Annotated in this window: 7 protein-coding genes; 3 read left to right on the top strand and 4 right to left on the bottom strand. The window is 70.2% G+C overall.

What is annotated here, in order from left to right:
• The 3 genes from IZR01_RS43350 to IZR01_RS43340 all read right to left on the bottom strand — a co-directional run.
• On the bottom strand, positions 1-5,287 hold a 5,287-nt coding region (locus tag IZR01_RS43350; protein WP_194927221.1), incomplete at its 3' end, for a type I polyketide synthase.
• 227 nt (positions 5,288-5,514) lie between these two features.
• Positions 5,515-7,200, bottom strand: coding sequence for an MFS transporter (locus IZR01_RS43345; RefSeq protein WP_194927220.1), 1,686 nt, complete (start codon positions 7,198-7,200; stop codon positions 5,515-5,517).
• A 307-nt stretch (positions 7,201-7,507) separates the two neighbouring features.
• Positions 7,508-7,879, bottom strand: coding sequence for a cupin domain-containing protein (locus tag IZR01_RS43340; RefSeq protein WP_194898441.1), 372 nt, complete (start codon positions 7,877-7,879; stop codon positions 7,508-7,510).
• A 163-nt stretch (positions 7,880-8,042) separates the two neighbouring features.
• On the opposite strand from IZR01_RS43340, the gene IZR01_RS43335 reads away from it, so the two are divergent.
• Positions 8,043-8,465, top strand: coding sequence for a MarR family transcriptional regulator (locus tag IZR01_RS43335; protein ID WP_194927222.1), 423 nt, complete (start codon positions 8,043-8,045; stop codon positions 8,463-8,465).
• 381 nt (positions 8,466-8,846) lie between these two features.
• On the opposite strand, the gene map is transcribed toward IZR01_RS43335, so the two are convergent.
• Positions 8,847-9,623: a type I methionyl aminopeptidase gene (map, locus tag IZR01_RS43330; RefSeq protein ID WP_194927219.1), complete on the bottom strand. Its 777-nt coding sequence runs from the start codon at positions 9,621-9,623 to the stop codon at positions 8,847-8,849.
• Between the two features lie 105 nt (positions 9,624-9,728).
• Between map and IZR01_RS43325 the strand changes: the two genes are divergently transcribed.
• Entirely contained in the window at positions 9,729-9,998 is a 270-nt protein-coding gene (locus IZR01_RS43325) for a helix-turn-helix domain-containing protein (protein WP_194898440.1), read from the top strand.
• A 133-nt stretch (positions 9,999-10,131) separates the two neighbouring features.
• Positions 10,132-10,950 (top strand): SCO6745 family protein, encoded by an 819-nt coding sequence (locus IZR01_RS43320; RefSeq protein ID WP_194927218.1) that lies wholly within the window; start codon positions 10,132-10,134, stop codon positions 10,948-10,950.
• Positions 10,951-11,642: the final 692 nt, after the last annotated feature.

Here is an 11,642-nt window from a genome sequence, read left to right as displayed (position 1 = left end):
GGGCCGGGTCGTCCAAGGGGATGTCCAGGCGCTCGGCGAGGAACGGCGCCATCTCCTGGACGGTCGGGTAGTTGTAGGCGAGCGTGGCCGACAGCCGGATCCCGTAGACGCGGCCCAGGCGGTTGCTCAGTTCCAGGGCCAGCAACGAGTCCAGGCCCAGGGTGCGCAGCGGCCGGTTGGCCTCCACCCGGTCCGGGGCGATCCTGACCACCTTGGCGATGGCGTCGCGGACCGCCTCCTCCAGCGCCGCCCGGCGCTCGGGGCCGGAGGGCAGCGCCGCTATCAGCTCTCTGCCACTCTGCTCGGCTCCTTCGCCGGTCGCGACGAGATCGGCGCCGTCCGGATCGACGTCAGCGGGGTCGGCCAGCTGCGGCATCTGCGCCAGCCGGACTCCGCGCAACCCGGAGGCCTCGGCCAGCACGGTGCCGTCCGGGTCGTAGAGCCGGACGTCGGCGGCCCAGTGCCGGCCGTCCTCGTCGGCCCGGCAGACGGCGTGGGCCCAGAACGGACCGGTCGGACATCGGTGCAGGACCAGCCGGGCCAGCCCCTGGCTGAGGAAGGCCTCGGTGTCCCCGCCGCCCCAATCCGGCCCGAGCATCGGCGCCACCGCGGCCTGCAACGCCGCGTCCAGCAGCGCCGGATGCAGCTGGTGCGCTCGACCGGAGCGGACCACCTCGGCCGTGGGCTCGACGAGCGCCAAGGCTTCGGCGCCTTGTCGCCAGATCCGGGTGACGCCCTGGTAGGCCGGACCGTAGTCGAGGCCGTGCGCGCTCAGGATCCGGTAGTAGTCGGGGCCTGATACGCGTTCGTCGAGTTGCTTCTCCAGGGTCGTCAGGTCGCCGCGCTCGGCCGGCGGCTCGTCCTCGGTATAAGAGACCTGCATCTCCGCGACGCAGGCCGCGCCTTCCGGCCCCGGTGCGAAGACCCGCAGCCGTGCGGTCTGGTCTGCGCCGCCCTCCAGGACCGCCTGAACCCGGCGGGTCCCCCGCTGGGGGATCACCAGCGGCTCTCGGAAGGAGAGCTCTGATATGACGTGCTTGCGATCCGGGCGGACTTCGGCGCACGCGGCGAGCGCCATCTCCACGTATCCGGCGCCGGGCAGCACCGCGGCCCGGCCGATGCGGTGGTCCCGGACCGCGGCGACGTCGCGGCCGTAGGACATCTGCCAGTAGGAGGTGCCGGGCTCGATCGGCGAATCGAACCGCTGGCCGAGCAGGGCGTCGCGGACGGTGTCACGGGCGGTGCCGCGGGCGCCGGCCGACTCGACCGGGCCGTCGAGGTCCGGCAGCCAGTGCCTTTCCCGCTGCCACGGATAGGCCGGCAGCCGTACGCCGCGCCGGCCGGGGGTGGCAAGCTTCGCGCGGTCCAGCCGGCCGCCGCGGACGAGCAGCCGTCCGGCGGATTCCAGCAGCGTGTCGTGTTCGGTCTCGTTGCGGCGCATCGAGGGCAGCGCGGCGACTTCGGCCCCGTGCTCGACGGCCACCTGCTCGACGGCCGGGAGCAGGATCGGGTGCGGGCTCATCTCGACGAAGACCTCGACGCCGGCACCGATCAGCGCGGCGATCTGGTCGCCGAACAGCACCGGGTCCCGCAGGTTCGCGACCCAGTAGGGAGCCTGCAACTGGGAGCCGTCCAGAACCTCGCCGGTGACCGTGGAGTAGATCGGCACGGTGCCCGCCTGCGGGCTCACGTCCGCCAGTTCCGTCAGCAGGTCGGGGCGGAGCAGGTCCATCTGCGGGCTGTGTGAGGCCACGTCCACCTTGACCCAGCGGTGGAACACTTCCCGGGCGGTCAGCTGCTCGGCGATCCCGCTCAGGACGTCCCGGTCGCCGGAGAGCACCGTCGAGCGCGGGCTGTTGTTCACCGCCAGCGACACGACGTCCTCGTGCCCCGCGATGGTCTCGCGGGCCTCGTCGACGGTGAGCTCCACGGCCAGCATCGCGCCGGTGCCGCTGAGCCGCCGCATGATCAGGCTGCGCCGGCAGATGACGCGGGCGGCGTCCCGCAGCGAGATCGCGCCGGCCACGTAGGAGGCGGCGACCTCGCCCATGCTGTGCCCGACGACGGCGAACGGCTCCACGCCCCACGAGCGCCACAGCGCGGCCAGCGCGACCTCGATCGCGAACAGCACCGGCTGCACGACGTCGATGCGCTCCAGCCGCGAGTCGGCCTCGTCGCGCCCGAGTTCGTCCTCGATGGACCAGTCGACGAACTCGGCGGCCGCGGCGTCGCATTCGCGGATCGCGGTGTGGAAGACCGGCTCGGTGCGCAGCAGTGCCCGGGCCATCCCCAGCCACTGCGCGCCCTGCCCGGGGAAGACGAACGCGACCTTCGGCGACGTCCCGACGGGTTGTTCGGATACTGACAACCCGGCCGGCGCACCGCCGAGTGCGAAGTCCTTCAGGTCCCGGACCAGGCCCTCGATGTCGTGCGCGGGCAGGGCCAGCCGATAGGGCTGCAAACCCCGCCGGTTCGCGGCCTCGACCAGATCCGGCAGGCAGATGTCAGGGTCCTGTTCGTCGTCTTGTTCATGGCCCTGTTCATGGCCCTGTTCATGGCCCTGTTGATCCGGCACGGTGTCCGCGACTGCTTCGGCGAGCGCCCGCAACGCCTCCGGGGCTTTGGCGGACAGCACGAACAACTCCCCGCGCGAGTCGGCCCGACCGGGCAGCCGGACGTCCACGCCGTGACCGGCGAGCTCGGCCAGCAACTCGAACGGCCCGGACCGGTCGTCGTCGTCCCGGCGCATCGCGCCGAGCACCGGCACCTCGCGCCCGGTCTCGGCGGCCCTGTCCTCGGCGCTCTGCTTCAGGGCGGCCAGCAGCACCGGATGCGCGCTGATCTCGACCAGCAGATCGCAGTGCTCGGCCAGGGCCAGGCCGGTGGCCTCGGCCAGCCGGACCGGCCGACGCAGGTTCTCCACGAAGTACTCGGCCGAGGCGGCCCGCCAGTTCAGCGGCTCGGCGGTGACCGTGGAGATCATCGGGAGCCGCGGCGGGTGCGGCGTCAGGGTGCCGATGGCGGCGGTGAGGTCCGCGGTGACCGCGTCGATCGCCGGGCTGTGCGCGGCCAGGTCGACCCGGATCAGGGAGCTGAGCACGCCCCGGCTCTTCAGATCCGCGACGATCGCCGACAGCTCGGCCTGCTCGCCGGCCAGGGCGGTGGTGCGGGGGCCGTTCATGGTCGCCACTTCGGCCGTGGCCCCACGCTCGGCCAGATAGGCCCGCAGTTCGTCGGCGGCCATCTCGGCGACCGCCATGCCGCCGCCCAGACCCGCGACCCGGCGTTGCTGGTCGCTGTAGTGGTGGACCAGGCGTACCGCGTCGGGCAGATCGAGCACTCCGGCGATGACGCTCGCGGCTATCTCGCCGAGGCTGTGTCCGACCACGACGTCCGGACGCGCACCGGCGGCTTCCAGCCACCGGGCCAGCGCCACCTGGAGGGCGAACAGGATCGGCTGCACGACGCCGACGTCGCCGGTTCCCTCATAGGTTTCCTCCCGCAGGAATTCCTCTACCAGGGACCACCCGACATAGCGGGAAAGCTCTCTATCGCATTCTTCGAGTACGGCCCGAAACACCGGTTCGGTGCGATACATCTGACGCCCCATGCCGAACCACTGCTGGCCATAGGGTGAACAGATGAAGCCGAGCTTGGGGCGCGCCTCGGTGGACGCCGGGGAAAGGTCGGGAGGAGTCTGCTTAGGAGGCTCCTCGAATCTCTCAAGAATCACATGGACATTGGTGCCGCCCCAGCCGAAGGCACTGACCCCGGCGAGGGGTTCCACGCCTTCCGGCCAATCCTCGCACTCGACCGGCACACGAACGCCGAGCCGCTGGAACGGTATATGCGGATTCGGCTGCTCGAAATGCAGGCTCGCCGGTATTCGGCGGTGCCGCAGGATCAGCGCGGTCTTGATGAACCCGGCGACGCCGGCGGCGGCCTCCAGGTGGCCGATGTTGGTCTTGACCGAGCCCAGCACCAGCGGCTCGGTCCGGCCCGGGCTGAGCACCGCGCCCAGCGCCGCGACCTCGATGGGGTCGCCGAGCATGGTGCCGGTGCCGTGCGCCTCGACGTAGCCGACCTTCTCCGGGGCGATGTCGGCGACCCGGTAGGCCTCGCGCAGCACCTCCTGCTGGGCGATCGGGTTGGGCGCGGTCAGGCCGTTGCTCAGGCCGTCGTTGTTGGTCGCCGAGCCGCGGATCAGGCACCAGACGTCGTCGCCGTCGGCCAGGGCCCGGGACAGCGGCTTGAGCACGACCACGCCGCAGCCCTCGCCGCGCCCGAAGCCGTCGGCGCGGGCGTCGAAGGCCTTGCACAGCCCGTCCGGGGCCAGGCCGCCGAACTTGGTCAGCGACACCATGGTGTCCGGGTTGAGCAGCAGGTTCACCCCGCCGGCCAGAGCCAGCACCGACTCCCCGGTCCACAGGCTCTGACAGGCCAGGTGGATCGCCAGCAGCGAGGAGGAGCAGGCCGAGTCCAGCGTGACGCTGGGGCCGCGCAGGTCCAGCGCGTAGGAGAGCCGGTTGGCGACCATGTTGGCGGCGCGGCCGGTCGCGGAGTGCGTGGACAGGGTGTCCCGGCGGCCGGCCGCCAGGTCGGCGTAGTCGTGCCAGATGCTGCCGGCGAAGACGCCGGTCCGGGTGCCGTGCAGGTGTTCCTCGGCCAGCCCGGCGTCCTCCAACGCCTCCCAGGCGACCTCCAGGAACAACCGCTGCTGCGGGTCCATCTCCTGGGCCTCGCGCGGCGAGATCCCGAAGAACAGCGGGTCGAAGCCGTCCAGCGGCTGCTCCAGGAAGCCGGCCCGGGCGGTGACCATCGTGCCCGCGGCCATGGGATCGGCGTCGACCAGACCGCTGATCTCCCAGCGCTCGGCGGGCACCTCGCGGACCGCGTCACGGCCCTGGCTCAGCAGCCGCCAGAACTGCCTGACGTCCGCCCCACCGGGGAACCGGCAGGCCAGGCCGACCACGGCGATCGGCTCGGGCGGGCCGTCCCGGCGGGTGCGCGGTCGCGGTGGGGCCGCGGCCGTGACACCTTCCACCAGGTGCCCGGCGAGGGCGCCGACGGTGGGATAGGCCCAGAGCACAGTGGGCGATATATGTTCGCCGCGCAATTCCGAAAGGGCGACGGCAAGATCAGTCGCCCGCATTGAATCCAGTCCGTACGCGGAGAACGGTTCGTCGTCGCGGATCTCCTCCGGGGCACAGCCCACTCGCCGGGAAATCGCCGAACGCAACCATTCGGCGAGTTCTCCTGTTGACAGCACGGTGAGTTCACTCAGCATTTCACTGTTAGACACGATCCCCCAACCCGAAAAAGAAACTTCATATCAGGGTTCGAATCGAGAGCCTACGGGAGCCCGGAACGCCGAGTCAAGCTACTTGTCTTACGGTCGGGTTACACTCAGAACAACCCCTAAGAGCTGCATGTTTCGAGCAGATAGCCGAGTGCTCGCAAACCCTTAAGGGTTTGCGAGCACTCAGCGCGGGCCGCGGTGCGGACGGTCGGCGATCAGGCCGGCGCGCCCGACGGATTCGCGCCAGTGACCGGCGCGGCACCGGCGCTCGACTGTGCGGTCGCGGACTGTGCAGGGGCCGACTGTGCGGCGGCGGGCTCGGACGCGGCCGACGCGGCACCCTCCGGCTTGGCGGCGGCCGGAACCGGCGGCGCGGGCGGCGGCATCGGCGGCGCCGGCGGCTGGTTCGGCAGCCAGCGCAACGAGACCAGCGCGGCCAGCACCGCGACGCCGGCGATCACCAGCATCGTGACCCGCATGCCGGACAGGTAGGCGTCCATCGCCTTGTGGATCAGGGCCGGGGCCTGCGTGGTCAGCCCGGCCGACTTCACCGCCTCCAGCGTCCCGCCGATCGAGCCGGCGGCGTCACCGCGCAGATGGGCCGGCAGCACGTTCACCGCGCTGCCGATCGAGTCCCGGTACTCCACCCCCAGGATGCTGCCGATCACCGCGATGCCCAGCGCCCCGGCCACCTGCCGGCCGGTCTGCGACACCGCCTGCCCGGCCGCCGCCTTCATCGGCGGCACCACGGACATCAGCGAGGCCGTCGCCGGGGCCATGATGCAGCCCCAGCCCAGACCGAACAGCAGCTGCGCGACGATCAGCACCACCAGCGCGGTGCCGGCGTCGAAGGAACTGGTGAGCGCGAAGGAGATCGCCATCGCCAGCGAACCGGCCGTCACCACCATGCGCGGCCCGAACTTGGCGACCAGTTTCGGGCAGCGCGCCGAGACCACCATCGAGCCGATGCCCATCGGCAGCACCAGCAGACCGGCCTTCAGCGGCGAGTAGCCGAGCACCGTCTGGTAGTAGAACTGCGTGATGAAGATCGCGCCGATCAGCGCGAAGAAGCACAGCGCGATCACCACGGTGCCGGCCGAGAACCGCGAGTTCCGCAGCAGGCTGACATCCAGGGCCGGGGAGGCCATCCGGCGCTCGACGACCACCAGGACCACGGCGAGCACCAGGCCGGCCGCGATCGGGCCCAGGACGTCGGCGCGGGTCCAGTCGTTCTTGTCCCCGCCGATCACGATGCCGTAGACCAGGGACGCCACCGCGACGATGGACAGCACCACGCCGAGCGGGTCGAACTTGGCCGGGTTCGGGTTCTTGAACTCCGGCACCAGCCAGATCATCAGCGCCACCGCGACCACGATCAGCGGCACGTTGACCAGGAAGACCGAGCCCCACCAGAACTTGTCGAGCAGCAGGCCGCCCAGGACCGGGCCGACCGCGAAGGCCACCCCGGCCGCCGCCGCCCAGGCCGCGATCGCCTTGGCCCGCTCCATCGGCGGGAAGATCACGATGATCAGCGCCAGCGTGACGGTCGGCACCACGGCGGCGCCCACCCCCATCACCGCGCGCCACAGGATCAGGGCCCCGATACTGGTGGAGAACGCGGCCAGCCCGGAGGTGGTGCCGAAGATCAGCAGACCGCCGATCAGGACCTTCTTGCGGCCGAAGCGGTCGGCGGTGACGCCCCCGGTGAACAGGAACGCCGCGAAGGTGATCAGGTAGGAGTCCAGCGCCCACTGCAGGTCGGCGTTGGAGGCGCCGAGCCCGGCCTGGATCTGGTTCATGGCGACGTTCAAGATCGTGAGGTCCATGACCACGATCAGTACGGTGACCGCGAGCAGCGCCAGAATCGCCCGGCGGCGCCCGGTGCTGAGATCAGGATTCATTGCGTCCTCGAGACTTGTGGCTGATTGCTGGTTGCTGGTTGCTGGTTGCTGGGGATGGGTGCCAGGCGGGTAACCCGGCGAGAGGTGCTTTCGGCGCGGGTGCGATGCGGCGCGGGCGCGGGTGCAGGTGCGGGTGCGGCGCGGATTTGGCGTCTGCGCGGGTGCGGGTGCGGGTGCGAGTCCGGCGCGGTCCTACCCCCAGTTCCGGCGCCGGATCCGGATCCGGATCCGAGACGGCACCGCAGCCTGGCCGCCGGGGGGCTGGGGCCACCCCTGGCCAGGCTGCGTCACACGGATCCGGCGCGGCTCACTCGGCCCAGGGCAGCGGGATCTTGTCCTCCTTGCCGGGAATGACGGCCTTGCCGCCGACCGCCATCGCGACCAGCGCCTGGGTGTCGCCGACCGCCGTGAGCTGCCGGGTGGCGCCGGCCGGGATGACCACCGCCTGACCGGCCTTGACCTGCTCGCTCGCGCCGTCGATCTCGACCTCGAAGGCCCCGGCGATGGGCATCCAGACCTGCTCCTTGTCGATCTGGTGGACCGGGGTGGCCAGGCCGTCCGCGATCTCCACCCGCCACGTGCTGACCTCGGTACCGCCCTGGCTCGGTGCGGCCAGGCCGAACATCGCACCGGCCGGGGTCCGGGTGGTGCGCTCTTCAGTCTCGGTAACCACGTACATCGCTTCAGCGCTCCTCGTATAAAGCTGCTTTACTTGCACCCTAAGCAAAGCAACAGGGATTGGTGTATGTCAACATGGGTGGGTGGACGCCACCGACCCGACAGACCCGCCCGAGAAGCCGATCGATCCACTTGAGGGCTCCGAACTGACCTTCCTGTTGGGTATGGCGTTCCAGCTCGTTCTCTCCGAATTCGTCCGCCGGCTGGACGTCGCGGGGTACTCCGACCTCCGGCCGATGCACGGTCTGGTCTTCCAGGCCCTGGGCACGACCGGCTCGACGAGCACCGAACTCGCCGAGAAGCTGAGCGTCACCAAACAGGCCGCCGGGCAGATCGTGGACGATCTCGAGGAACGCCAGTACGTGCGCCGCCTGCCGCACCCGGCCGGCGGCCGCCGCAAGCTGGTGGTGCTGACCGACAAGGCCTTACGGCATCTCACGGTGGCCGGCACGGTGCTGCGCGAGCTGGAGGAGGAGCTGAACGAGAAGCTGGGCGAGCGCGGGCTGACCATGCCCCGGGCCGGCCTGGCGGCGGTCATCCGGACGATGGCCGGTGAGGATCTGCCGCCTTTGCGGCCGCTGTGGTGAGGCGCCGGGCCGGGTCCAACGGCCGGACAGGTTACGTCCGATGGCCGGACAGGTTACGCGGACCGGTCCGGGCGCGCGGCAGGGCGTGCGGCCGAGCGCACGGCCGCACTCCGGCGGCGATCACCGTCCGCCGGGCTCGGCCCCGAGGCGGACATTGCCGCCGATCTTCCACGAGATGTGCGCATTCTCGGTGCGCTCGGCACATTGCCGCCGCACCGAACAGATATCCTGTTTATTGTGTCAACGGGTGAATTCACGAACGCGGCCGGAATGCCGCACCACACCGGGATATCCCCGGCTGCCGGATACCTCTGGGCGCCAGGTCAGGGCGTCATCGGCAGCCGATCGGCGGGCGCGGCGACCGGACCGCGGCAATCAGAATCAGTTCTCTGATTCCCGACGCGTGAGCACCATCGGCCCGTCCTCGGTGATGGCAACGGTGTGTTCGGCGTGCGCGGCGCGCGAACCGTCCGCCGAGCGGATGGTCCAGCCGTCGGGGTCATAGACGATCCGGTCGGTGGTCTTGGCGAACCAGGGCTCCAGAGCCAGGACCAGCCCCGGCCGAAGCACCAGGCCACGGCCCGATCGGCCGGTGTTCGAGATGTGCGGGCCCTCGTGCATGGTGCGGCCGATCCCGTGGCCGCCGAACTCGCCGTTGACCGGGTACCCGTAACCGCGGGCCACGGACGAGATCGCTTCAGAGATATCCCCTACCCGCCGACCCGGATGCGCCTCCTCGATCGCCGCCTCCAACGCCTCCTCGGCGGCCCGGATGACGCGCAGATCGTCCGCGGCCGGGGTGCCGACGATGACCGTGCGCGCCGAGTCGGCGGCCCAGCCGTCGATGGTGACCGCGATATCGGCCTTGAGCACGTCGCCGTCGCGCAGGACGTAGTCGTGCGGCAGGCCGTGCAGGACGGCGTCGTTCACCGACAGGCAGATGACGTTGCGGAACGGGCCGCGCCCGAACGAGGGCGAGTAGTCCCAGTAGCAGGACACCGCACCCCGCTCCTTGATCATCCCGCGCACGTGCCGCTCCAGGTCCAGCAGGTTGACGCCCACGTCGGCGCGCCGCCCGACCTCGGTCAGCACCTCGCCGACGAACCGGCCGGTGACATGCATACGCTCGATTTCGGCAGGGGTCTTGAGCTCGATCACGGCTACCTCGCGGGGGGGACTCGGCGCCGACGGACGCCTGCGGTATTTCTATACCAACCACCGTAGCGCCTTCCGGTATAGAAATACCAGCCGTATCCTGAGCCCATGGTCCGCCAACCACTCACCCCCCAGCAGCTCGAAGCCGGCCGCCGCCTGGGCGCCCGCCTACGCCGGGCCCGGGCGGACCGCGACCTCGTCGAGGTCGCCACCGCGGCGGGCATCTCCCCCGAGACCCTCCGCAAGATCGAGACCGGCCGCCTGCCCTCGCCCGGCTTCGGCACCATCGTGTGCCTCGGCGCGGCGCTGGACGTGCCGGTGGAGGAACTGGCTGCCACCTGGCATGGCGCTGAGGTGGGGCTGGAAGCGGTTTCCTAGGCGGTCGGGCGTCGGGGCGCGCCGAGTTCGGCCTTGCGCTCGGCCTTGCGCGATGAGTTTCGCGGCGCACCGTCGTCCAAGTCATTGAACGCGCCCGCAAAGGGCGCCGGACCTGCCGCAGGAGGAGTCGACGATGAACAGCGTCGCACGCCGGATGTACGAGCTCGTCGAGCCGATCGGCCTCATCCCGTACACAGCCGACGAACCCAACGAGACAATGTTCGCCCTGGGCTTCACCGACTACTGGGACACCTACTTCGCCGGCCGCGCCGCCCCCCTGGGCCAAGCCCCCGCCGAGGTGGTCGACGCGCTGTTCTACAACTTCGCCCCCGGCGAGGTGGCCCGCCACATCCCGAAGGTGTGGCGCACCACCACCCCCGAAGCAGCGATCGCCGCACGCCGCCAGGGCTGCACGAACGCCCTCCGCCGGATCCTCGCCAACCGCGTCGAGGACCCCACCTTCGCCCGCACCACCGAGCTGTTGCTCAAGGCGGCGACCAGCGTCCCATGCGAAGGCCGACCCATGTACGCCGCACTACGCGCCCTCCCAACCCCCGACGACGTGGCGACCCGCTTCTTCCACGCCGGTTCCCTGCTACGCGAGCACCGCGGCGACGGGCACATCGCGGCCCTGATGAGCGAGGGCATCGGCCGCACCGAGGCGCACGTCCTCGCCGCCCTGGACATGGACATGCCGGCGGAGAAGTTCGGCCGGATCCACCACCTTCCGACGGCACAACTCGCCGCCGTGATCGACGGACTGCGCGATCGGGGCCTGATCGGCGACGACGGTTGGCTGAGCGAGCAGGGACGCGCGGCTAAGCAGCGGATCGAGGCGCTCACCGACGACCTGGCGGCGACGCCCTACGAGGCGCTGTCGGCGGGCGAGCTTGATGAGCTCATCGCAGCGCTCGAACCTCTTGCCAAGGTGCTGATTGCTGCGCAGGATTAGGGGTTGTTTCGGGATTAGGGGTTGTTTCAGGGCTAGGAGCTGTTTGGGGTTCGGGTTCTTCTTTGGGGCTGGAGTTTGCGGGCCGGGCTGCGGTTGGATTGTGGGTTGAAAGGCGATTTTTACGGCCTTCGGTCATGGTTGTGCCGGTTCGGGGTTCGGGTTGGCGGGTGTGTTTGTCGGCTGCCGGTTTTCGCGTTCACGAACCCGGCGCACCTCAGGCCTCTTCGACTCCGGCAAGTCGGAGCACGAGCACAGGCAAGAGCCAGGTCAAGAGCAAGATCAGAGGCAGGGGCAGGGGCAAGAGCAAGATCACAAGCAAGATCAACTGCAAGATCAAGGTCAAAAACTGTGATGAAGAGCCCGGCGCCTCCGGCGGGGGCTCTCGGCTCCCTCGGGGAACTGGCGCTGCTCCATAGGGTGGTCGCCTCAGGGCCCTGCGCTGGCGGTTTGTGAGGTGGCTACGGTCCGTTCCCCACGGTCGCGTCGTCAGCCCCAAGGGGTACAGCACCGGCGTCCGGGAGTAAAGTCCGCGCCGCTGCGGTCGAACCTGCAAGCTGCGGTTTTGATAGCGCGAACTTGACTCCCGGCCACCGGCACTGTAGGCAAAGCCCTGCCGACGCGACCGAGGGGAACGAACCGAAAACCGACCGGAAGAATAGCAATCGAAGGGCCCGTAGACGCAGCTTAGCGGT

The sequence above is a fragment of the Catenulispora pinisilvae genome (assembly GCF_015356865.1).
Lineage (GTDB): Bacteria > Actinomycetota > Actinomycetes > Streptomycetales > Catenulisporaceae > Catenulispora > Catenulispora pinisilvae.
Note: the sequence above shows the minus strand (reverse complement) of the source record. Positions and strands in the feature narration are given on the sequence as shown.